This is a genomic window from Mesorhizobium sp. BHbdii (assembly GCF_053848045.1).
Genome location: NZ_JBSPKX010000005.1, coordinates 96,470 through 119,133, shown reverse-complemented (window position 1 = coordinate 119,133; position 22,664 = coordinate 96,470). Strand labels below are relative to the sequence as shown.

23 protein-coding genes and 1 tRNA gene are annotated in these 22,664 nt (G+C 62.7%); 14 read left to right on the top strand and 10 right to left on the bottom strand.

What is annotated here, in order from left to right:
* Positions 1-22: 22 nt before the first annotated feature.
* From ACWTU8_RS24025 to ACWTU8_RS24015, 3 genes are all read left to right on the top strand, one after another.
* Entirely contained in the window at positions 23-1,081 is a 1,059-nt protein-coding gene (locus tag ACWTU8_RS24025) for an ABC transporter ATP-binding protein (RefSeq protein WP_455850123.1), read from the top strand.
* A gap of 200 nt (positions 1,082-1,281) precedes the next feature.
* A complete protein-coding gene (locus ACWTU8_RS24020) occupies positions 1,282-1,416 on the top strand; it encodes a hypothetical protein (RefSeq protein WP_455850122.1) in 135 nt (44 codons plus the stop codon).
* Between the two features lie 85 nt (positions 1,417-1,501).
* Positions 1,502-1,984 carry a hypothetical protein gene (locus tag ACWTU8_RS24015; protein WP_455850121.1) on the top strand — a complete coding sequence of 161 codons (483 nt, stop codon included), beginning with the start codon at positions 1,502-1,504 and terminating at the stop codon, positions 1,982-1,984.
* Positions 1,985-3,484: 1,500 nt separating this feature from the next.
* On the opposite strand, the gene ACWTU8_RS24010 is transcribed toward ACWTU8_RS24015, so the two are convergent.
* Positions 3,485-3,561: transfer RNA gene (locus ACWTU8_RS24010), tRNA-Arg, on the bottom strand.
* Between the two features lie 150 nt (positions 3,562-3,711).
* Between ACWTU8_RS24010 and ACWTU8_RS24005 the strand changes: the two genes are divergently transcribed.
* On the top strand, positions 3,712-4,008 hold the full coding sequence (locus tag ACWTU8_RS24005; RefSeq protein ID WP_455850120.1) for a hypothetical protein: 297 nt from the start codon (positions 3,712-3,714) through the stop codon (positions 4,006-4,008).
* 152 nt (positions 4,009-4,160) lie between these two features.
* On the opposite strand, the gene ACWTU8_RS24000 is transcribed toward ACWTU8_RS24005, so the two are convergent.
* Positions 4,161-5,324: a M20 aminoacylase family protein gene (locus ACWTU8_RS24000; protein WP_455850119.1), complete on the bottom strand. Its 1,164-nt coding sequence runs from the start codon at positions 5,322-5,324 to the stop codon at positions 4,161-4,163.
* Positions 5,325-5,554: 230 nt separating this feature from the next.
* Here ACWTU8_RS24000 and ACWTU8_RS23995 point away from each other — a divergent pair, with 230 nt between their 5' ends.
* Positions 5,555-6,724, top strand: a complete 1,170-nt coding sequence (locus tag ACWTU8_RS23995) for a D-alanyl-D-alanine carboxypeptidase family protein (RefSeq protein WP_455850118.1) — start codon at positions 5,555-5,557, stop codon at positions 6,722-6,724.
* 4 nt (positions 6,725-6,728) lie between these two features.
* A complete protein-coding gene (locus ACWTU8_RS23990) occupies positions 6,729-7,829 on the top strand; it encodes a CobW family GTP-binding protein (protein WP_455850117.1) in 1,101 nt (366 codons plus the stop codon).
* A gap of 217 nt (positions 7,830-8,046) precedes the next feature.
* Here ACWTU8_RS23990 and ACWTU8_RS23985 read toward each other — a convergent pair whose 3' ends face one another.
* The 5 genes from ACWTU8_RS23985 to ACWTU8_RS23965 all read right to left on the bottom strand — a co-directional run bounded on the left by ACWTU8_RS23985 (position 8,047) and on the right by ACWTU8_RS23965 (position 12,069).
* Positions 8,047-8,322 carry a sulfurtransferase TusA family protein gene (locus ACWTU8_RS23985; RefSeq protein WP_051694953.1) on the bottom strand — a complete coding sequence of 92 codons (276 nt, stop codon included), beginning with the start codon at positions 8,320-8,322 and terminating at the stop codon, positions 8,047-8,049.
* A 5-nt stretch (positions 8,323-8,327) separates the two neighbouring features.
* Positions 8,328-9,623: a L,D-transpeptidase family protein gene (locus tag ACWTU8_RS23980; RefSeq protein ID WP_455850116.1), complete on the bottom strand. Its 1,296-nt coding sequence runs from the start codon at positions 9,621-9,623 to the stop codon at positions 8,328-8,330.
* A gap of 296 nt (positions 9,624-9,919) precedes the next feature.
* Positions 9,920-10,870 (bottom strand): acetyl-CoA carboxylase carboxyltransferase subunit alpha, encoded by a 951-nt coding sequence (locus ACWTU8_RS23975; RefSeq protein ID WP_455850115.1) that lies wholly within the window; start codon positions 10,868-10,870, stop codon positions 9,920-9,922.
* A gap of 99 nt (positions 10,871-10,969) precedes the next feature.
* A complete protein-coding gene (locus tag ACWTU8_RS23970) occupies positions 10,970-11,887 on the bottom strand; it encodes a site-specific tyrosine recombinase XerD (RefSeq protein ID WP_095517831.1) in 918 nt (305 codons plus the stop codon).
* 29 nt (positions 11,888-11,916) lie between these two features.
* Positions 11,917-12,069, bottom strand: coding sequence for a hypothetical protein (locus ACWTU8_RS23965; protein ID WP_029348640.1), 153 nt, complete (start codon positions 12,067-12,069; stop codon positions 11,917-11,919).
* A gap of 273 nt (positions 12,070-12,342) precedes the next feature.
* On the opposite strand from ACWTU8_RS23965, the gene ACWTU8_RS23960 reads away from it, so the two are divergent.
* The 4 genes from ACWTU8_RS23960 (at position 12,343) to ACWTU8_RS23945 (ending at position 15,890) form a co-directional block, all read left to right on the top strand.
* A complete protein-coding gene (locus ACWTU8_RS23960) occupies positions 12,343-12,948 on the top strand; it encodes a shikimate kinase (protein ID WP_455850114.1) in 606 nt (201 codons plus the stop codon).
* Entirely contained in the window at positions 12,945-14,108 is a 1,164-nt protein-coding gene (aroB, locus tag ACWTU8_RS23955) for a 3-dehydroquinate synthase (protein ID WP_455850113.1), read from the top strand. Before ACWTU8_RS23960 ends, aroB begins: the two co-directional genes overlap by 4 nt.
* Entirely contained in the window at positions 14,105-14,998 is an 894-nt protein-coding gene (locus ACWTU8_RS23950) for an HlyC/CorC family transporter (protein WP_455850112.1), read from the top strand. Before aroB ends, ACWTU8_RS23950 begins: the two co-directional genes overlap by 4 nt.
* Before the next feature lie 91 nt (positions 14,999-15,089).
* Positions 15,090-15,890 (top strand): alpha/beta hydrolase, encoded by an 801-nt coding sequence (locus tag ACWTU8_RS23945; RefSeq protein WP_455850111.1) that lies wholly within the window; start codon positions 15,090-15,092, stop codon positions 15,888-15,890.
* A gap of 3 nt (positions 15,891-15,893) precedes the next feature.
* Here the strand turns inward: ACWTU8_RS23945 and ACWTU8_RS23940 are convergent, their stop codons facing one another.
* Positions 15,894-16,196, bottom strand: coding sequence for a BolA family protein (locus tag ACWTU8_RS23940; RefSeq protein ID WP_077372975.1), 303 nt, complete (start codon positions 16,194-16,196; stop codon positions 15,894-15,896).
* A 192-nt stretch (positions 16,197-16,388) separates the two neighbouring features.
* On the opposite strand from ACWTU8_RS23940, the gene ACWTU8_RS23935 reads away from it, so the two are divergent.
* From ACWTU8_RS23935 to ACWTU8_RS23920, 4 genes are all read left to right on the top strand, one after another.
* Positions 16,389-17,018, top strand: a complete 630-nt coding sequence (locus ACWTU8_RS23935) for a J domain-containing protein (RefSeq protein WP_036262308.1) — start codon at positions 16,389-16,391, stop codon at positions 17,016-17,018.
* 122 nt (positions 17,019-17,140) lie between these two features.
* Complete coding sequence (cobS, locus tag ACWTU8_RS23930) at positions 17,141-18,127, top strand: cobaltochelatase subunit CobS (protein ID WP_065007510.1); 987 nt, start codon at positions 17,141-17,143, stop codon at positions 18,125-18,127.
* 47 nt (positions 18,128-18,174) lie between these two features.
* Complete coding sequence (cobT, locus tag ACWTU8_RS23925) at positions 18,175-20,073, top strand: cobaltochelatase subunit CobT (protein ID WP_455850110.1); 1,899 nt, start codon at positions 18,175-18,177, stop codon at positions 20,071-20,073.
* A complete protein-coding gene (locus ACWTU8_RS23920) occupies positions 20,070-21,098 on the top strand; it encodes an esterase-like activity of phytase family protein (protein ID WP_455850109.1) in 1,029 nt (342 codons plus the stop codon). The genes cobT and ACWTU8_RS23920 overlap by 4 nt, the downstream gene beginning before the upstream one ends.
* Before the next feature lie 83 nt (positions 21,099-21,181).
* Here the strand turns inward: ACWTU8_RS23920 and ACWTU8_RS23915 are convergent, their stop codons facing one another.
* Together ACWTU8_RS23915 and ACWTU8_RS23910 are read right to left on the bottom strand one after the other, a co-directional pair.
* Complete coding sequence (locus ACWTU8_RS23915) at positions 21,182-21,856, bottom strand: spermidine synthase (RefSeq protein WP_455850108.1); 675 nt, start codon at positions 21,854-21,856, stop codon at positions 21,182-21,184.
* Between the two features lie 62 nt (positions 21,857-21,918).
* The gene (locus ACWTU8_RS23910; protein ID WP_065007384.1) at positions 21,919-22,599 is read right to left on the bottom strand and encodes a queuosine precursor transporter; all 681 of its coding nucleotides are present in this window, start codon (positions 22,597-22,599) and stop codon (positions 21,919-21,921) included.
* Between the last annotated feature and the right edge of the window lie 65 nt (positions 22,600-22,664).

The window sequence follows — 22,664 nt, the reverse complement described above, 5'->3', positions numbered from 1 at the left end:
ACTCTTTTCCCGGAGAAATCCAATGGCATCGGTAACAATCAACAACGTGCAGAAGGCTTTCGGAGCCACCAAGATCATTCACGACGTCAGCGTCGATATCGCCGACGGAGAGTTCGTCATCCTGGTCGGCCCGTCGGGATGCGGAAAGTCGACGCTCCTGCGCATGATCGCCGGACTTGAAACGATCTCCGGCGGGAAGATCGCCATTGGGGAGCGCATGGTCAACAATCTGCGGGCGCGGGACCGGAACATCGCCATGGTGTTCCAGAACTATGCGCTCTATCCGCATATGACGGTGGCCGACAATATGGGCTTTGCCCTCAAGATCAAAAAAGCCGATCCAGCCGATACCGCCGGCCGCGTCAGGAATGCGGCCAGCATCCTTGGCCTGGAAAAGCTGCTTGAGCGCTACCCGCGTCAGCTCTCCGGCGGCCAGCGCCAGCGCGTCGCCATGGGCCGTGCCATCGTGCGCGACCCGCAGGTCTTCCTGTTCGACGAGCCGCTTTCCAATCTCGATGCCAAGCTGCGCGTCCAAATGCGCGGTGAGATCAAGGCGCTGCACCAGCGGCTGGGCACCACCACCATCTATGTCACGCATGACCAGATCGAGGCGATGACCATGGCCGACAAGATCGTCGTGCTGCATGACGGCCTGGTCGAGCAGATCGGCGCGCCACTCGACCTCTACGATCAGCCGGCCAATCTCTTCGTTGCCGGCTTTATCGGCTCGCCCGCCATGAACTTCATTGCCGGCCGCATCGAGGAAGGCGTGTTCCGCAGCGCCGGTGGGCTGATCCTGCCGCTGCCGGAAGGCGCCCGCCCGGCTGACGCTGCAGGACGCGAGCTTGTCTACGGCATCCGCCCCGAACATATCCGCGCAACCGCCCAGGGCATGCCAGGAACGGTGACGCTCCTGGAAGCCACGGGTTCGGAAATCTTCACCAAGGTCGACTGCGCCGGCGAGGAAATTTCCTGCCTGTTCCGCGAGCGGCTGCCGCTCAAGCAAGGCGCGCAGGTGCGGATCGAAGTCGATCGCGCATGCGCCCACCTGTTCGACGCGAAAACCGGCCGGCGTGTGTGAGTGGCGCAGGCGCCCGGGTAATCAGCGTCAGCGAACCAACCCATTCGCCAGCAAGAAACATGTGATCGCTGGTTGCGGACACTGGTCCCAGCAGGAGAAGCCTGAGGAGGTCACCGCCCTCATGCTCGACTACCCTTGCGGGGGGCAGGCGATGAAGGTGAAGAACTAGGCGCTTACGCGCGAGCCAAGCGGAGGGTTGCATGAAGCAGCTCGAACTTCTGGATTGGAACCCGCCCTGTCTGGTGATCGCCTTCCCGATGGCGAAGCGCGTCGGCAAAGTCCGTGTTGCCGAGGTGCTTTCGGTCAAGCGCGGCGCCGCTGCGACGAACTACTGAAAGCAGGTGGTTGCGACTTTGGGCGGACAGACGCAACGTGCCGGGTTCAATCGGGATACCATCAACCGCGAACCGCGAGCGCGTCATGACGCTGTTCAGCGCGAGCTTTGCTTGCGAAGTGGGCACGGGCAGCGGCCAGGAGGTAATGCCGCATGACCCCGATCTATCGTGGCGTCGACGGGCGGGATGGTTCAACCCGCGCGAAACCGTCAGCGCTGGTTGGATCGATCTTCATCAACCGGGATCTGGCCTCGGCCACGCGACGTTGCCCAGCCCGTATCCTGCTGCACAACGCAATATTGACGCCGACACCGCAGTCTTCATCCAGCATTTCATTCGCACGCCTAAGGGAAAGCTCCGCTCGGCTGAGCCGCTGTCGGGCTCTCGCCAATTCCAAACCCAGAAATTCCATTATCCTGCATCCATTGCAGTCCCTTCGATTGCTAAACCATTTGTCGTCGCCGTTGGTTCCGGCTGTTCGCGAACGCGCAGCCTAGGCGTCGATTTGGTTGGCACAGTCTGGAACGCCAGCGGTGGCGCTGCTGGCCGGAAGTGCGGGAAACAATGAGCCGTATCCCTGCCAACAGAGAGATCGTCCGCTGCTGCTGCTCACTCGACCTGCTCAATCTCCGGACCCGGTTCAGTCGGCGGAGCTGGCATGCAATCTTGTCCGGTGCATTCCTGCACAGGGTTATCCGCCGGCGGGAGACAGTTTTGCCCCTCGCAATGAACTGGCGGCTGCTCTGTTGCTGCTTCGCTGTTCGGCGGAGCCGGCTGATCCTCAGCTCGAACGGGCGGCATTCCAAGGCCGATCATGGCCGTGCACAGGAGCGCAATCCTAAGCAACTTCATTTCCGCCTCCGCGGCTGACAGCTAAATGCAGACTACACTTTCGAACTGCGGCCTACATCCTGTCACCCGCGAACGGCGTTAACAGCGCGTTTCGTTGCTGGTCAGGAGGTCGCGAGGAATGAGAGCGAATGTTGTTCGTCTTCCTGCCAAAACAGCGCCAAACACAGGCGAGCGTCTTCGACCGCTCCATATACCCGGCACCGAGGCCCTTACGGTCGAGCAGGCGCTGGAGGTGTTCAAAGACTATCGATTGTCAGAGGACACGTTGCGACGCTTGGTGAAGAAATTCAATTCCACTTCGCCAATCAGACGGCGCACCGCTTCGCATCAGCGCTCCAGGACTAGCCATGGCGCTTGAGGTGATCGTTGTGCGCTGAACTGCCTAGGCAGGACGACCGCGAACATCCGGACGTGCAACGGTATTTCCGAAGGTTGGGTATACCTCTAAGTTAGTGACGCAAAGCTGCGACGATCCCCTTCACCCAATTTAGAAATTCTGGACTGGAAAGGGATGCGGCAAGTGCTCTGGCCACTGTAGCAACTATCACCCCCACAGGCATAACACTCGTCAGACTGTTCATCTTGTTCACGTGGCGTTCAGCGGCTGCCCGCTGTTTTTCGTTGCTGTCGGGAAATCGTCAAAATGTACAATCCGGTACCGATCGTAGTCGACATCATCATGATTGATGCTATACCGGCGGAGGATTGCATTCTAATCTTGGCTAGGCGCTCGGTCTTATGGATGATGCCTTGGTCGCGCTCTGTGCAGCACGTCCTACAACTGAGGACGAGCAGAAACTTCGACGGAGATCCCCCTCTTCGATCGACATTGCTGCCAGTTTAACGGATGCGAGGACCTGACTAAGCGCGTCATCAAGGCACTGATCGAGGGCGTAGCGTCATGAGGCTTATCGCCGGCCTCCGCTGCCACCTTCACCTCAGCCTTGCGTCATGGCACCAGGACCGCGCCAGCGCCTTGCTCGACGTCATCCGGGCAAGGCGCGATAGGTGGAGGTCAACCGGCCCGCTGATGCCTCGCCGACGTCAGCTGTAACGTCCCGCTGCCCCAAACCAGTCCCATAGCCTCCCCCATGTCGCGTCCATGTCGCGTGGATCCGCCGATAGTCGCAGGAAACCTTTGGAAATCAACGGTAGCCAATTGCAACATGGCGCGACATGGCCGCCGCCCAAATGATCACCAAGCTTTTGATTTTGTTGGTGATCCCGACAGGAATCGAACCTGTGACCTACAGATTAGGAATCTGCCGCTCTATCCTACTGAGCTACGGGACCACGCGGCCCGACACATAACCGCTTCGGACCGTTTCGCCAAGAGGCTGGCTCGATGCAATCGGCCGGTTGCGAGGTGGATCGCAAAGATGAGTTGGGGATAGCGGAACTTCGGACCACCGCCGCGCTTTAGTGTGCCGAAGGAGATGCCGCATGAGTGCTACGAAAGAGTTCTTTGAAACCTGGCTCCAGGAGAACGTCGGTAACCTGCCCGCTGAAAGCGAGGTGAGCGTGGCGGTCCTGGCTCAGCAGTTCGAACAAGATGCCGACGCCGCCGGCTACGGTCACGAGGTGCGCGAAGACGAGATCGGCGACATTGAAGAGGCGATTGAGAAAGCTTTGGACAAGGCCCGGACCGGCGAACAGCAGCAGGCCGATCCGGTCGAAGAGAGTAATCTGGCGCCCGTCATGGAGGCGCTGGAGGTCGAGGACCCGAAGAGCGGACCATAGCGGTCCAGGCGCCATCCACTGATTTCGAAAAGAGTCCCAGCGGTTGCCCCTCCACCCTACATGACCGCTCATGATAGATGCGTGGGTATCGGCGTCGCGTTGGCTGCCTACCCTTGGGGGCAAGCCCGAGGGTAGGCTTTGGGGGCGATGCATTAGGCGGCCAGCGCCGTCTCCGCGAGCTTCACCCAATAGCTCATGCCATGCGGGATGACTTCGTCGTTGAAGTCGTAGGCAGGATTGTGGAGACCGGCCGTGTCGCCATTGCCGATGAAGATGAAGGCGCCCGGCCGCGCTTCCAGCATGTAGGAGAAATCCTCGCCGCCCATCACCGGCTGGATGGCGCGATGCACATGCGCCTCGCCGGCGACATCAGCGGCGACGTCGCTGGCAAAGGCCGTCTCTTCCGGATGGTTGAAGGTGACGGGATAATTGGCATTGTAATCCACCTCGATCGTTGCGCCGAAGGCCGCGCCCACGCCCTCGCAGAGGGCGCGCACGCGCTCCTCAGCCTTCCTGGCGACCTCCTTCTTCAGCGTGCGCACGGTGCCGGCGATCTCGGCGCTCTCGGGAATGACGTTGTAGGCGTCGCCGGCGTGGAATTTCGTCACCGACACCACGACAGCCTCTACCGGATCGATGCTGCGCGAGGCGATCGTCTGCAGAGCGCCGACGAGCTGGCTGGTGATGACGATCGGGTCGATCGTGCCGTGCGGCATCGCCGCATGCCCGCCTCGGCCCTTGACGGTAATGGTGAATTCGGCGGTCGCCGCCATGATCGGGCCCGGCTTGATGGCGAACTGGCCGACCGGCAGGCCCGGCATGTTGTGCATGCCGAACACCTTGGAGATGCCGAAGCGCTCCATCATGCCCTCCTTGACCATCTCGTTGCCGCCGCCGCCGCCTTCTTCGGCCGGCTGGAAGATCACCGCGAGGGAGCCGGCGAAATTGCGCGTCTCGGCAAGATATTTGGCAGCACCGAGCAGCATTGCGGTGTGGCCGTCGTGGCCGCAGGCGTGCATCTTGCCCGGAATGGTCGAGGCGTAGGATTTTCCGGAGATCTCGTTGAGCGGCAGCGCGTCCATGTCGGCGCGCAGGCCGATGGTCGTGCCTTCGCCCAGGCGGCCGCGGATGATGCCGACGACGCCGGTCTTGCCGAGCCCGGTCACCACGTCGTCGCAACCGAAGGCCTTCAGCTTCTCGGTGACGAAGGCGGCGGTCTTGAAGACGTCGAAATTCAGCTCCGGCGTCTGGTGCAGATGGCGGCGCCAGCCGGCGACCTCGTCTTGCATTTCGGCGGCGCGGTTCAGGATCGGCATGATGGTTCCATCTCGCTGTTGGAGCAGACGGGCTCTGCCTGCTGCTTTGCAAATTGTGCCTGCTGTTTTACAATTGTCATTCCGGCACTTTGCCATCTTGACGTCACATAGGCTAAATAGCACCGCAAGATTGCGATCCGGATAGGGGCCGGATCACCATGCTGGCGATCGCGTAACAAATCTTACGGAGCCAGAGGCGACTGCGGCAAGAGGCGATTTCGGATTCCACCATGCGGTACAGGCATTTCCTCAAACTATTGCTGGCGGGCGCCGTGGCGCTTCCGGTGTTGGCCGGACCGGCTCTCGCCAATCCGACGATCGTGTTCGATCTGGGGAATGGCAAGATCCTCCAGCACCAGGAGGCTTTCAAGCGCTGGTATCCTGCCTCGCTGACCAAGCTGATGACCGCCTATGTGGCATTTCGTGCGATTGCCGCGGGCGAGGTCCAGCTCGATTCGCCGATCAAGGTCACGAAACGTTCCGCCGGCGAGCCGCCGAGCAAAATGGGCTTCAAGCCGGGTTCGGTCATGCGGCTCGACAACGCGCTGAAGATGATGCTGGTCAAATCGGCCAACGACGTCGCCATGGCTGTCGGCGAGAACATCGGCGGTTCGCAGGCCGCTTTCGCCGAACGCATGAACACCGAGGCACGCCGGCTCGGCATGACCGGAACGCATTTCGTCAACCCGAACGGGCTGTTTTCGCCGGACCAGTATACGACGGCGCGCGACCTCGGCTTGCTGGTGATGGCGATCCGCATCGAATTTCCGCAATATGCCCCATGGTTCTCGATCGAGGGCCTGGCCGTCGGCAAGAAGCAGATCCCGAACTACAATCTTCTGATCGGCCGCTATCCCGGCGCCGACGGCATGAAGACCGGTTTCGTCTGCCCCTCGGGCTTCAACATGATTGGTTCGGCAACACGCGACGGGCGCACGCTGGTGGCGGTGGTGCTTGGCGAGAAGTCGGCCGTCACCCGCGCCGAGACCGTCGCCAGGCTGCTCGACCACGGCTTTGCGACGCCGACACCGGGCTGGTTGACGGTGGCGGCGCTGCCTTCCTATGGCGACACCACATCGGTCAACGACCTGAATGACGAGATTTGCAGGAAGAAACCGGCTAAGGAGCAGTCGGAAGCCGTCCCCGTCGGCGATAAGAATGCGCCAAAATCTCCCTATCGGGAAAAGCTCGACCATGTGCCGACATTGGTCGCGGTCGGCCTTGGCGGCGCCACCGGGCCGAAGCCGAAGGCGATGCTCGATGCATCGGGCCGGGAATATGCAGACGTGCCGCTGCCGAACTGGCGGCCCGACCTGCCGCCGCCGCCCGGCGCCGAGCCGGCAGTGATCGGTTCCGCCACCGCGGCCCAGGACGACCAGCCCGCCAAGGCCTTGAACTAGCCTGATGAGCAGCGGCTTTCCCATCGCCGTCTCGGTGCTGACCGGCTTTCTCGGCGCCGGCAAGACGACGCTGCTCAACCGGCTGCTCAGAGATCCCGCGCTCGCCGACACCGCGGTCATCATCAACGAGTTCGGCGAGGTGGCGATCGACCATCTCCTGGTCGAACAGGCCTCCGACGGCATCATCCAGCTTTCCGACGGCTGTCTATGCTGCACGGTACGCGGGGAACTGGTCGACACGCTGGCCGATCTCATCGACCGGCTGCAGACCGGCCGCATCGCCCGGCTTGCCCGTGTCGTCATCGAAACCACCGGCCTCGCCGATCCGGCGCCGGTGCTGCAGTCGATCATGGCGCATCCGGCGCTGGTCCACGCCTTCCGGCTCGACGGCGTCATCACGCTGGTCGACGCGGTCAACGGCAATGCGACGCTCGACGCCCATGTCGAGGCGGTGAAGCAGGTGGCCGTCGCCGACCGCATCGTGCTGACGAAAGCCGATCTGGCCACCGATCCGCGCGACGTCGAGGCCTTGCGGGCCCGGCTGCGGCAGATCAATCTGGGTGCCGAGCTGCTCGATGCGGGTGACAGAAGGACCGATGTAGCGGCGCTGTTCGATTGCGGCCTCTACAACCCGGCCACCAAGTCCGCCGACGTGCGGCGCTGGCTGGGCGAGGAAGCCGCCCATGATCACCATGGCGATCATGACCACGGCGACCATGATCACGACCATCGGCACGATTCCCGCGTGCGCTCCTACTCGTTGGTTCATGAAGGGCCGGTGCCGTTTTCGGCGATCGAGATGTTCTTTGACCTGTTGCGATCGGCGCATGGCGAGCGCCTGTTGCGCATGAAGGGCGTCATCGAATTGCTGGAAGACCCGTCGCGGCCGCTGGTCGTCCACGGCGTACAGAAGATCCTTCATCCGCCGGCGCGGCTGCCGTCCTGGCCGGACGGTCAACGCGGCACAAGGCTGGTGCTGATCACGCTCGACATGCCGGAAGACTACGTCCGCCGGCTGTTTGCCGCCTTCACCAACCGGCCGTCGATCGACACACCGGACCGCGCAGCGCTGGAAAACAACCCGCTGGCCATCGCCGGGCGGTAGCTTCAAGCTGCCAATCTCCCTCCTTGAGGGGGAGATGTCGCCGAAGGCGACAGAGGGGGTCGCCTCGGCTGGTGCGACGCCCCGCAGGACGAAAAAAAGGTTGGCGCTTCACGCGCGGCAACCTCTCTGGCCTGCCCTCTTTGCCAAAACTTGGCATCTCCCCCTCAAGGGAGATTGTCCGCTCAGCCGCTTTCGCCAGAACGAGCTAAGTTGAGACTCAGCCACCGCCGCGCTCGACGAGGAAGCGATGGCCGCCTGATATCGCTGCCGTTTCGATCAATCGATGGCCGCTCTCGGTGCAAAAGGCGGGAATGTCGATGACGGCGAGGGGATCAGTGGTTTCAAGCCACAGGCGGCTGCCCGGCTGCATTGTTGCCAACCGCTTTTTTGCCTTGAGCACGGGCAACGGGCAGTTCAGGCCTTTGAGATCGTAGACGGCGGCGGGGCTGGTTGAGGGCCTGTCTTCTTGGCCCCCATCTTCTTGTTCAAGCATGAACCTCAGCCGCCGAACATGCCGAGCAGCTTCTTCTTCAGCCTTGTCGTCGTGCTTTCGTCGGCACTCGCCGCGTGCGTTTCGATTGCCGCGGCGGCCTCGGAGGGCACGACGGTTGCAGTGGCGACAGGCGCTTCGGCTGCGGCCCGGACGGCTTCCTCTTCAGCCAGAGCCTGAGCCTTAGCTGCCTCTTTCTCGGCCTTGGCTGCTTCTATCGCGGCAAGCCTTTGCTCCTCGGCCTTCTGCTTGGCGGCCTTCTCCGCGTCGAGCGCGGCCATCTTGCGGCCCGCCGGCGAATCGATGCGGCCCATGCGCGCCGTCGCCGTCAACGAGCCGTCGGCGTTAAGCGAGGGCGGCTCGATCGGCACGCGTTCGCCACGGGCGCGCTTCTTCGACCACTCGGAGACGATGCTGGCTTCCTTGATCCCGGCGATGGTCGGCTTGGGCGCCGGCACGCTAGCCTTGACCGCGCCGTTAAAAGCCGCTTCGTAGGTGCTCTGATAGGCATTGAAGGCGCTCTTCAGCGAATCCGGCTGCGTGGTCGCGGGGCAGGCGCCGGCCGGATCGAAGGTCGCGCCGTCAGCCGCGACCTGGTTGAAGACATAGCGCTTCTCGCAGACATCGACCTTCGGCGGCACTTTGGTGATCTCGAAATTGTCGTAGCCGACCTTCAGCATCTTCCAGAATTCGTAGTTCGGATCTTTGCGATAGCGCGCCATGTTGGTGGCGGTCATGCGGAACGGAAAGGCCTGGATCTGGAACTCGGTCTGGCCGCCCTGGAAAGCGTCGCGGCCGAAGGCGTAGATCTGCTCGATCTGCGCGTCGGTCATCGAATAGCAGCCCGACGACGAGCAGGCGCCATGAACCATCAGATGGGAACCGGTGCGGCCATTGGCTCGGTCGTAGGCGTTGGGATAGCCGATGTTGAAGGCAAGGTGGTAGCTCGACCGCGGATTCATCTGCGCCGGACGGACCGTATAGAAGCCTTCCGGTGCCTGGCGGTCGCCTTCGGTGTATTTGGGACCCAGCTTGCCCGACCATTTGCAGATGTCGTAGCTGGCGACCAAGTCGTAGCGGCCGTTAGTCTTGGCCTTCCAGATTTCGAGCTTGCCCTCTTCCTTGAAGATGCGGGCCATCACCGGCGAGGTGCGGGTCATGCCCTTGGCCTTCATGCTGGCCAGGATCTTGTCGGGCAGCGGCTTGTTGGCGTGGGGGGCAAAATCCTTCATCGAAGAATCGGTGCAGCCGGCGACGCCTATCGCGGCAATCAGAAGTCCGGTGCGGGCAAGCTTGGCAAACATGGCTATGTCTTTTCTTTCGGACCGCAGGCATCAACGCCGACAGACCCAACCCTAAGTCCGTTAACCTTGAAAATTCCTTACCGCAAGCGCCGGGCCATTGCGGCAATCCGATTGAAACGAGTGCAGCGGCATTTTTGTGGCGAAGGTGCTCAATCTCGCCACATTGCAGCGCCGAAACCGTCCGGCGGTCCGTCCGATTGAAATCGAACGGCCCGAATCTTCTTGTTTGACCATGATCTTTTCCGAAAACCGGTACCCACTTTTTGCTACGCTGACCTTCGGTTTGGGATCATGGTCTAGAGGTTTCGCCCCATAGCCAGGTATTTCTCGCGGCGCTGCTCACGAAAATCGGTGTTGGCGCCGGAGAATTCCTTCATCGTTTTGGCGATGAGATCGCCGGTGGCGGCAATCACCGTCTCCGGGCCACGATGGGCGCCGCCGAGCGGTTCGGGAATGATGGCGTCGATGATCTTCAGCTCCAGCAGATCCTGGGCGGTGATCTTCATATTGGTCGCCGCATCCTTCGAGCGGGTGGTGTCGCGCCACAGGATCGAGGCGGCGCCCTCCGGCGAGATCACCGAATAGATGGCATGCTCGAGCATGTAGACGCGGTTGGCGGTGGCGATCGCGATGGCACCGCCCGAGCCGCCTTCGCCGATGACCACCGAGATCGACGGCACCTTCAGGCCGAGACAGGCCGAGGTCGAGCGGGCGATGGCTTCGGCCTGGCCGCGCTCCTCGGCATTGACGCCGGGATAGGCGCCGGCCGTGTCGACCAGCGTCAACAACGGGATATTGAAGCGATCGGCGAGTTCCATCAGCCGCACCGCCTTGCGATAGCCCTCCGGCCGTACCGAGCCGAAATTATGCCTCAGCCGGCTGGCCGTGTCGGAACCCTTTTCCTGGCCGATGATCGCCACCGGCTCGCCGCGGAAGCGGGCGAAGCCGCCGACGATCGCCTGGTCCTCGCCGAAATTGCGGTCGCCGGCAAGCGGCGTGAAATCGTTGAACAGGCCCTTTATGTAGTCGACGCAATGCGGTCTGTCCGGATGGCGCGCCACCTGCACCTTCTGCCATGGGGTCAGCGCCCTATAAGTGTCGCGCAATGCGTCACGCACGCGTTTCTCGAGACGGCTGATCTCATCGCCGACATCGACTGCCTCGCCATTCTCGGCGAGCTTCTTCAGCTCGACAATCTTGCCTTCGAGATCGGCAACCGGCTTTTCGAAATCGAGGTAATTGTACATTCTTGAGCGGACCGATAAGCCGGGAGGCAATGACTGACGGAACCTGGGAAATAGAGGCACCGGGCGGTGGAACGTCGTCCTCACATAGCGATATGACGTCTAGTCGGCAAGCGGATGATGATCGTTGACCAGCCGCACCAGCCGCTCCTCCAGCACATGCGTGTAAATCTGCGTCGTTGAAATATCGGCATGGCCAAGCAACTGCTGCACGGCCCTGAGATCGGCGCCGTTCTGCAGGAGATGGCTGGCGAAAGCATGGCGCAGCACATGCGGCGATATTTTCGCCGAGGCGATGCCGGCGCGCGCGGCAAGGCCCTTCAGGTCGCGGGCGAAAACCTGCCTGGAGAGATAGCCGCTGTCGCTTGCTGCTGGAAAAAGGAACGGGCTATCTGCGAAAGCCGGCACCGTTGCCCGGGCAGCGAGCCAGGCCCGCATTGCCATGCGCGCCTTTGCCGACAGCGGCACCATGCGTTCCTTGTCACCCTTGCCGCGCACCATGAAGAAACGATCGTCGCGCAGCGCCACCGTGACCGGCAGGCCGACCAGTTCAGAAACGCGCAGGCCGGTGGCGTAGAGCACCTCGACCAGGGCATGCAGGCGCAGCGCCGCCAGGTTGTCGCCATCGTTCAGCGAGGCGTCAGCGGCCTCCTGCGCTGCACGGTCGATCAGCCGGCCGGTGTCGGCCTCGCTCATCGTCTTCGGCAGCGGCCGGCCCTTCTTCGGACTGTCCAAGGTTCCGGTCGGGTCGTCGCCGCGCAGGCCTTCTGCATAGAGGAACTTGAAGAACTGGCGGATCGCCGACAGTTTGCGTGCCTGCGAGGTGGCAGCAAAACCGCGCGCCGCGATCTCGTCGAGATAGCCGCGGATATCGGCGGCGGCGGCACCCGCGAGCCCGCCGTCGATCTCGGCCGAAGCGTCTTCGAGGTCGCGGCGATAGCTGGAAAGCGTGTTTTCGGCAGCGCCGCGCTCGGCACTCATCATTTCCAAAAAGGCTTCGATGCGGGCCGCGCTATTCATTTCTTTTGGGTCAGTTTTTCTCTTTTGGGTCAGTTTTTCTTGGGGTTCAGCTTTTCGGGAGGAATGCGTACGCTCATTTCGGTCTTTCTCGGCTCGACGAACATCGCCAGAGCGAACATCGTGCCATAGACAATGCCGGCCAGAATCGTGAGCGTCACGACAAAGCGGAACAGTGTCGGCATCAATTTTCGCCCGTCTTCTTGTTCTGCGTTTCCAAACCCGGTGCCCTTATGAGACGCCAATCCGGCCAATTCAAGGGCGAAGCTCGGACGACACTCGGCACCGCCACGCTTGACGCAATCAGGCTTTTGATGTCGATACGCCGGCAAAGAGGGCCTAAGCAGGCATTCGTGGGCTGGCCCAGGAATGCCTGCTTAGATTCTTTGGCTTGTCGCAGTTCTTGTCGCCAAACCGTAGGACACTTGGCGGAACCTGCTTAGAAACATCATGGTGTAATGAACGCACTACCAGCAAATCCTCCCGATGAGAGCCATGCCGCGCTGCTCGGCCGGCTGGGCAGCCGTTCCATCGTCTTTGTCGGCCTTATGGGCGCCGGCAAGACGGCGATCGGCCGCAAGGTGGCGGGCATCCTGGGACTGCCTTTCATCGACAGCGATCAGGAGATCGAAAGCGTGTCGCGCATGAGCGTCCCTGAATTGTTCGAACGCTATGGCGAAACCGAGTTTCGGGCGCTGGAGCAGCGGGTCATCCTGCGCGTGCTGGAACATGGTCCGCAGGTGCTGTCGACGGGCGGCGGCGCCTTCATGAGTGCGCAGACGCGGGAGGCCATTGCCGGCCATGGCGTGTCCGTATGGCTGAAGGCCGAGATCGACCTCTTGATGGACCGCGTTTCCAAGAAGCAGAACCGGCCGCTCCTGAAAAGCGCCGACCCCCGCGCCGTGATCGAGCGGTTGATGGCTGAGCGCTATCCGGTCTACGCAGCCGCCGATGTCACCGTGCCGACCCGCGACGATCGCAAGGAGGTCATCGCGGCCGAGGTGGTGAATGCGCTTTGCGGGTATTTCGGCGTTGCGGCCGTGACAGGCGAGGTGCGGTCGTGAGCACCAATACGACAGTCACCGTCGAAGTCGGGCTCGGCGATCGTGCCTATGACATATTGATCGGCTCCGGCCTGCTTTTGCGCGCCGGCAGCGAGATTTCGCGCCGCCTGCCCGGTACGCGCGCCGCGGTGGTCGCCGACGTCAATGTCGCCGCAGCACACCTCGAGACGTTGAAGGCCGGCCTTGAAAAGGGCGGCATCCAGCCCGCCGTGATCACGTTGCCGGCTGGGGAAAAGACCAAGAGTTTCGCGCATCTCGAAGAGGTGGTGGACGGCGTGCTCGCCGCAAGACTGGAACGCGGCGATGTCGTCATCGCGCTCGGTGGCGGTGTCATCGGCGATCTGGCCGGATTTGCCGCCGGCATCGTGCGCCGCGGCATGAATTTCGTGCAGGTCCCGACTTCGCTGCTGGCGCAGGTCGACTCTTCCGTCGGCGGCAAGACCGGCATCAACAGTGCGCGCGGCAAGAACCTCGTCGGCGTCTTCCATCAGCCGAAACTGGTGCTGGCCGACACCGAAGTGCTCGATACGCTGCCGATCCGGGATTTCCGGGCGGGTTACGCCGAACTCGCCAAATACGGGCTCATCGATCGCCCCGACTTCTTCGCCTGGCTGGAGGAAAACTGGGGCCAAGTGTTCGCCGGCGGCCCGGAGCGGGCCGAGGCCATCGCCGAAGCCTGCCGCGCCAAGGCCGATGTCGTCGCCCGCGACGAGTTCGAGACCGGCGACCGCGCGCTGCTCAATCTCGGCCACACGTTCGGCCATGCGCTCGAGGCCGCCACCCACTATGACAGCGCCCGTCTCGTCCACGGCGAGGGAGTCGCCATCGGCATGGCGCTGGCTTATCGCTTTTCGTCACGCCTCAACCTGGCAAGTCCCGACGACGCGGCGCGCGTCGAGGCGCATCTTCGCGCTGTTGGCCTGCCCTGGCGCATGGCCGATATTCCGGGTGAATTGCCTGATGCCGAAGCGCTGCTTGCCTTCATCACCCAGGACAAGAAGGTTTCGCGCGGCGCGCTGACCTTCATCCTGACGCGCGGCATCGGCCAGGCCTTCATCGCCAAGGATGTGCCGGCGTCAGAAGTGCTGTCGTTTCTGAGGGAGAACCGCCCGGGTCAGCCGAAAGGCAGCCCGGGTCAGCAGAAGAGCCGCCCGGGATGAACGAGGCCGGCTGGATTGCCGCTGGTGTCTTGGCCGGGCTCGGCCTGCTCGCTTTCGCCTTTCGCGCGCGCCTGCTCGCTGCCTTCGGCTATGAACTGCAGCGCATCGAGCCGCAGCATTCGAACCATGATGAAGCGCGAGGCGCCGTCGACGATTTTCGGCGCGACGGCCAGGTGGTGCGCGTGGATCGCCCCCGCATCGGCCGCCTGTCCGATCTCGACGAGCTCGAAGTGTCCGATGTCATGGTCCACCGCACCAACATGCGCTCGGTCAATGCCGACAATCCGCCGGAAGCGGTGGTGCGCGAGATCCTGCAGAGCCCGCATACCCGCATGCCCTTGTGGAAGGGCTCGCTCGACAACATCGTCGGCGTGCTGCATGCCAAGGACCTGCTGCGCGCGCTGAACGATGTCGGCAACGACTTTTCCAAGATCGACGTGATGAAGATCGCTTCAAAACCGTGGTTCGTGCCCGATACCACGACACTGCAGGAACAGCTCAACGCCTTTCTGCGTCGCAAGGCGCATTTCGCAGTCGTCGTCGACGAGTATGGCGAGGTCGAGGGGCTGGTGACGCTGGAGGACATCATCGAGGAAATCGTCGGCGAGATCGCCGACGAGCACGACATCGACGTGCAGGGCGTCAAGCAGGAAGCCGACGGCTCCGTCGTCGTCGACGGCACTGTGTCGATCCGAGACCTGAACCGGGCGCTCGCCTGGGACCTGCCGGACGAAGAAGCCACCACCATTGCCGGTCTCGTCATCCACGAGACGCAATTGATCCCGGACGAGAAGCAGGCGTTCACCTTTCACGGGAAGCGCTTCGTCGTCATGAAGCGCGACAAGAACCGGATTGCAAGGTTGAGGATCAGGCCGGCCGGTGACATCTAGTTCTGGTAGGTTCTGTCGCGGCTCACCAATCCTTGACTGCACGCTCGCCGCGCCGGCGTGCACTTTTCGGCTGGGCTGTCTGGAGATGACGGTGATCGATCGGCGAATCCTGCTTTTGATGTCGATGGCTTTGTTGCCGGCCAGCGCTTCGGCGGCGCCGCGCCGGCTTTTGCCATCTCCGCAAACCTTCGACTACGGACCGGCCAGGCTCGACATCTACGCGCGCGCTGGCGCTAGCTCCCTGCCTGTGGTCCTTTTCATCCATGGCGGTGCCTGGCGAGCCGGCAATCGCACCAACGTCGACGTAAAGCCGGGCTTCCTGCTCGACAATGGCTTCTGCTTCGTCTCGATCGACTACCGGATGCTGCCTAGGGCTGATGTCGCCACCCAGGCCGACGATGTCGAGCAGGCATATCGTTACGTGCGCGCCAACATCGCCAGATACGGCGGCGATCCGAACCGGATAGCGGTGATGGGCCATTCCGCCGGCAGCCATCTCGCCGCACTGACGGGGCTGCGCGGCGGTCTGCCCGGCGTCGCGGCGCTGGTTCTGAACGATACCAGGGCCTATGATCTGGAGGCGCTTGCGAGGAGCGGCGGCATGACACCGGCCTACGCCCGGGCCTTTCCCGACCCGTCGCAGTGGCGCGTGCTGTCGCCTGCCACCCATGTCGGGAGCCGCAAACATCCGCCGACCTTTATCGCCTATTCGCGCGCATCGGGTCGTGCGGCGGCCTCACGGGCCTTCGCCGAGCGCCTGCGGGCGACCGGAACGGAGGTGACACTGTTCGACGGCAGCGCTTATTCGCACATGTCGATCAACCGCGACTTCGGCGAAGGCGACACCTTGACCCGTGCAGTGATGACTTTCCTGAAGGCGGCGCTCGGCTGAAGCCTACCACCTGGTCTTTTCGTCCGGCGCGGCCGGCTCGATCGCCAGCGCGTGGACACCAGCCTTCAGCTCGTCGGCCAGCAATGCGTTGACCGCGCGATGGCGCTCGATTCGGCTCATGCCGGCAAAGGCTGAGGAGACGATGCGGACGCGGAAATGCGTCTCGCCGGTGCCGTCATAAGTGCCGTGATGGTCGGAATCCTGATGGTGATGGCCGGCATGCAGATGGCTTTCGTTGATGATCACCAGCCGCTCCGGCGAGAACGCCTTCTTCAACTTGCCTTCCATCGTTGACTGTATGGACATTCGTACTTCCCTTCACCACATATGCGGGCGCATGACCCTCGAAAATCGGCGCCCTTTGCGCGTCCGGAAGGACGCACGGTACCGTCGCCGCGACAAAATTCGTCGATCGCCCGCTTTATGCCCCGATTCAGCGGTTAGGGCGATCATTGCAAAAATGTCAATTCTTGTTTCGCACCAGCGAACAGCCCATAAATGGGTGAGATGAAACCGTACCCCAAATATTTCGAAAAAATTCGCATCCGCCCGGAGAAGGATGCGGAGCTGAAGTCGCGCTCGCCGATCTGCCAATGGGACGGTTGCAAGGAGGCCGGCACCCATCGCGCGCCGGTCGGGCGCATGAAGGAGGGCGAATATTTCCAGTTCTGCTTCGATCATGTGCGCGAGTACAATAAGGGTTTCAATTATTTCTCCGGTGTCCCCGATACCGAGATCGCCCGCTTCCAGAAGGAAGCGATGACCGGCCACCGGCCAACCTGGAAGATGGGCGTCAACGGCGCCTCGACGCGCTCCTCGCCCGATTTCGCCCAGCAGCGTTCCGGCCGCGCCGGCTACTACAACCGCATGCGCGATCCGTTCGACCTGTTCAAAGGCCCGAAGGATCCGCGCGAAGCGCGGGAGCGCAAGGCCAAGCCGCTTGAGGCCAAGGCGCTGGAAACGCTTGGCCTTGATACAAAGGCGACTGGCAAGGATATCAAGGCGCGTTATAAGGAACTGGTGAAACGCCACCATCCGGATGCGAATGGCGGCGACAGAGGTTCGGAAGACCGGTTCCGCGATGTGCTCCAGGCCTATCGCGTGCTCAAGCAGGCAGGATTGTGCTGAGCGACCATTCGGTTCGTGTCGTTTTCCAACTTTCATAAGGTTGGAAAAGGCTCTAAGACCGCCCCCGAACAAAATCGATTGCCGGCGAAACGCGGCGTTCGCCCGTGGAGACGTTGATAAAGATGAACAAGGTCGATCGCGACATCGCCAACCTGCCCGACAGCACCGTGTCGGTGAAGGAGAAATTTGGCTTCGAGTCCAAGATGGTGGTGCCGGCCTATTCGGTGACGAGCGAGCATGTGCCCGACATCGATCCCGACTATCTGTTCGACAAGAACACGACGATGGCGATCCTCGCCGGCTTTGCCTACAACCGCCGCGTCATGGTGTCGGGCTATCACGGCACCGGCAAGTCGACGCATATCGAGCAGGTCGCCGCCCGTCTCAACTGGCCTATGGTGCGCGTCAATCTCGACAGCCATGTCAGCCGTATCGACCTCGTCGGCAAGGACGCCATCGTCGTCAAGGAAGGGCTGCAGATCACCGAATTCCGAGACGGCATCCTGCCCTGGGCCTACCAGCACAATGTCGCACTCTGCTTCGACGAGTACGATGCCGGCCGTCCGGACGTGATGTTCGTCATCCAGCGCGTGCTGGAGTCGTCCGGCCGGCTGACGCTGCTCGACCAGAGCCGGGTCATCCGCCCGCATCCGGCGTTCCGGCTGTTCTCCACCGCTAACACCGTTGGCCTCGGCGACACCACCGGCCTCTATCACGGCACCCAGCAGATCAACCAGGCGCAGATGGATCGCTGGTCGATCGTCACCACCCTGAACTATCTGCCGCACGACAATGAGGTGAACATCGTGCTGGCCAAGGCCAAGCACTATCGCGACAGCAAGGGCAAGGAGATCGTCAACAAGATGGTGCGTGTCGCCGACATGACGCGTTCGGCCTTCATCAACGGCGACCTGTCGACTGTCATGAGCCCGCGCACGGTCATCACCTGGGCCGAGAATGCCGAGATCTTCGGCGATATCGGCATGGCGTTCCGGCTGACCTTCCTCAACAAGTGCGACGAGCTGGAACGCTCGCTCGTTGCCGAGTTCTACCAGCGCGCCTTCGGCCAGGATCTGCCCGAATCGGCCGCCAATGTGGTGCTGGGCTAAGCATGGCTCGATTCTGATTTTCGGGGTCATGCTCCAAGGAACGATCGATGGCGGGTCCGGGCGACAATACGCGCAATAAGTCGAAGACGGGGGCTGAGGCCGACAGCTTCAAGCGCGCCGTTACCGTCTGTATGCGGGCGATTGCCGGCGACAAGGACCTCGAAGTTGGTTTCGCCAAGGACCGGCCGGCACTTGCCGGCAGCCGCGCCCGGCTGCCTGAACTGCCGAAAAAAGCGTCGAAGGCCGATATCGCCATCACGCGCGGGCTCGGCGATTCCATGGCGTTGAAGCGCGCCTGTCACGACACGCGCATCCACACTCGGCTGGCGCCGGAGGGCAAGCAGGCCCGCGCCATCTACGATGCGGTCGAGCAGGCCCGCGTCGAGGCGATCGGCTCCCGCGCCATGCAAGGTGTGGCCGACAATATCGGCTCGATGCTCGAGGACAAATACGCCAGGGCCAACCTCATCGACGTCAAGGACAAGGCCGATGCGCCGATCGAGGAAGCGCTCGCCCTGATGGTGCGCGAAAAGCTGACCGGCCGCACCGTGCCAAAGAGCGGCGAGCGGCTGGTCGACCTCTGGCGCCCGTGGGTCGAGGAGAAGGCCAGCGCCGATCTCGACGGACTGTCGGCAAAGCTCGACGACCAGCAGGCCTTCGCCCGTGTCGTGCGCGAGATGCTGGCTTCCATGGAAATGGCCGAGGAACTCGGCGACGATCAGGAGACGGAAGACTCGGAGGACAATGACGACAACCAGCCGCAAGGCGAGGAGCAGAGCGAGGAGGGCGGCGAGGATGATTCCGGCTCCGAGCAGTCGCAGTCCGACGACACCGAGGCGTCGTCCGACGACGAGCAATCGGCCGAGACGGAGGCATCCGATGCCACCGCCGACGACCTGTCCGACGATGACGACGCCGATGCCGAGACGCCCGGCGAGGCGCGCCGCAACGACAATCCCTTCACCAATCTGTCGAAGGAGATCGACTACAAGGTCTTCACCACCGCCTTCGACGAGACGGTGGGTGCGGAGGACCTGTGCGAAGAGGAAGAGCTGGATCGGCTGCGGGCCTTTCTCGACAAGCAACTTGCCAACCTTTCCGGCGTCGTCGGCCGGCTGGCCAACCGGCTGCAGCGCCGCCTGATGGCGCAGCAGAACCGGTCCTGGGATTTCGATCTCGAAGAGGGTTATCTCGATCCGGCGCGGCTGGTGCGCGTCGTCATCGATCCGATGCAGCCGCTGTCCTTCAAGCAGGAACGTGACACCAAATTCCGCGACACGGTGGTGACGCTGGTGCTCGACAATTCGGGCTCGATGCGCGGCCGGCCGATCACGGTCGCCGCCACCTGTGCCGACATTCTGGCGCGGACGCTGGAACGCTGCGGCGTCTCGGTCGAGATCCTCGGCTTCACCACCCGCGCCTGGAAGGGCGGGCAAGCACGCGAGAAATGGCTGAAGGAAGGCAAGCCGCCGAATCCCGGCCGGCTCAACGACCTGCGCCACATCATCTACAAATCCGCCGACCATCCGTGGCGGCGGGCGCGCCGCAATCTCGGGCTGATGATGCGCGAGGGCCTGCTCAAGGAAAATATCGACGGCGAGGCGCTGCTGTGGGCGCACAACCGCCTGATCGCCCGGCCTGAGCAACGCAAGATCCTGATGATGATCTCGGACGGCGCGCCGGTCGACGATTCGACGCTGTCGGTTAATCCGGGCAACTATCTCGAACGGCATCTGCGCGCGGTGATCGAACTGATCGAGACGCGCTCGCCGGTCGAGCTTTTGGCCATCGGCATCGGCCACGACGTTACCCGCTACTATCGCCGCGCGGTCACCATCGTCGATGCCGAGGAACTGGCCGGCGCCATGACCGAGCAACTGGCCTCACTGTTTGGCGAGGAAAGTACGCGGGACACGCGACGCGGCGGCATGCGGCGCGCCGGATGATTTTTTCGCGGGGCGGCTTTCGGCAGACGCTTTTCGCCGTCACAGCGCTGTTCGTTGCCGGCATCGCCCTGTCGCCTTGCATCGCCGCGGGCAGCGTTTCGGTCGAGCCGATCGAAATCTCGGCACGGCTGATAGACCGGTTTCATATCGGCCGTGACGAAAAGCGTTTCGGCCCGCTCGAATTCGTCGGCGGGCTGGAAATGACCTCGCCGTCACGCGATTTCGGCGCGCTGTCGGCGTTTCGCTTCCTCAAGCCCGGCAGTGATTTCATCGGCGTCGCCGACACTGGTTTCTGGTTCTTCGGCACGGTTACCCATGATGCCGACAAGCGCCCGTCGGGCATGCGGTATTTCCGTATGCAGCAGATGGTCGATGAGGCGGGCCTGATCGAAGAGAAATGGAAGGTCGACGCCGAAGGCCTTGCGGTCAAGGGTGGCATTGCCACGGTCGGCTTCGAGCGCAACCACCGTGTTTCCCAGTTCAAGATCGACCCGCACGATATGGAGCCGCCGTTCAAGCAATTGGATTCCCTGATTCCAGCCTGGGAACTTCGCCTGAATCGCGGCTTTGAGACCGTCACCCACGCCCATCCTAACGGCCAGCACCAAGGCGGGCTGGTCGTGGTGTCGGAGAAGAGCCTCGACAAGGCCGGCAACATCTATGCGGCTGTTATCGGAGGGCCGCACAAGGGTGTCTTCACCGTCATGCGCAACGGCAATTTCGACATTACCGACGGCGCATTCCTGCCGGACGGCGACCTCTTGCTTTTGGAGCGCAGCTTTTCGATGGCTGGCGGGGTCAAGATGCGGCTGAGGCGCATCTATGGCGAAAGCGTCGAGAAGGGCGCCGTTGCCGACGGGCCGGTGCTGATGGAAGCCGACATGGCCTACCAGATCGACAATATGGAAGGGCTCGACGTCTGGACCCGCGACGACGGCGCACTGATGGTGTCGCTGATCTCGGACGACAACCACTCGATGCTACAGCGTAATCTCTATCTGGAATTTGTGCTACACGAGGATTGAGAACGTGCGGCCGGCGATTGGCTGATGGCGAGGCTGCCGTCTCGAGCTCTTCGATGTTCGCAGCTTCGCAAAGAGAATTCGGCCTATTGCTCGTTGGTCGCGATCCAGATGACGTGGCGGGCGCCGCGCTTGCCATTGGCGCGGACCCTAACTTCCTCGACCGAGAAGCCCGTCTGCTTGAGTCTGCGGGTAAAGCCGCTGTCGGGCCCCTGCGACCAGACCGCCAGCACGCCGCCGGGCTTGAGCGCTGCTCTCGCTCTGTTCAACCCGGCTATACTGTAAAGAGCGTCATTGGCCCCGTGGACAATCCCTTCCGGCCCATTGTCGACGTCGAGCAGGATGGCATCCCAGGCCAAGGCTTCCGATCGTACGATCTGCCCGACGTCCGCCTCGCGAATGGTCACACGCGGATCGTCGAGACAGCCACCGAAAACCGAGGCCATCGGGCCGCGCGCCCACGCCACGACGGCGGGTACCAACTCGGCGACAACAATGCCGGCATCGGCGCCAAGCTCGGCAAGGGCGGCGCGCAGCGTGAAGCCCATGCCCAGCCCGCCGATCAGGATTTTCGGCTGCCGCCGGCCGGCAATCCTTTGGCAGGACAGCCTGGCCAGCGCTTCCTCGGAGCCGCTGAGGCGGCTGTTCATCAACTCGTTCGAGTCGAGCATGATCGAGAATTCGGCGCCGCGTTGTTTCAGGCGAAGCTCGTGGTCGCCGTCAGGCGTATTCGCGCTATCGAGCTGGACCCATGGGATCATGCTCGAGACCCTGTGAGCATGATCTTTTCCGAAAACCGGCACCCACTCTCAGGGATCATGGTCTATGCCGCCAGTGCCGGCTGGCTCCAGCGGGCGGCAAGCAGCCGGTAGGGGATCAGCGCCACCACGGCGATGATCAGCTTCACGCCGAGGTCGCCGAGCGCCCATGACACCCAGCGCATGGTCTCGACCGGCAGCACGCCCATCAGCGGCGCGGTTTCAAGCGCGAAGCCATCGTTGGGGCCAGCGAAGGCGAAGGCCGCTGAAAAGGCGACGGTGAAGAACACGGCGGTGTCGAACACCGAGCCGACCAGCGTGCCGACGATCGGCGCCCGCCACCAGCTCTGCCGGCGCAGCCAATTGAACACGGTCACGTCGAGCAGTTGCGCGATCAGGAACGCGGTGCCGGAAGCCGCCGCAATGCGCACCAGCCGGTCGGCGGCCGTTTCGAACTCGATCAGACCGTAGCGGAACAGCAAGGGCGGGATGACCACCGAGCAGATCACCGCCGCCGTGAAGCCGACAAACACGATCCGGCGCGCCACGGCCGGGCCGTAGCGGCGGTTGGCAAGGTCGGTGACCAGGAAGGAGAAGGGATAGGTGAAGGCGCCCCAGGTCAGAATGTCGGCCAGCGACAAGCCGCCGATCGCACCTTGCAGCGGGAACTGCACAAGGATGTTCGACGCCACCACGACAAGCGCCATGGCCGCAACAAAGGGCAGGTATCGGGAGAAAAAACTCATTTTTTTATCCTGGGTGATGGAACCAGCGGGATGTCATGCCGAGCTCGGACGACACTCCTTGGAAG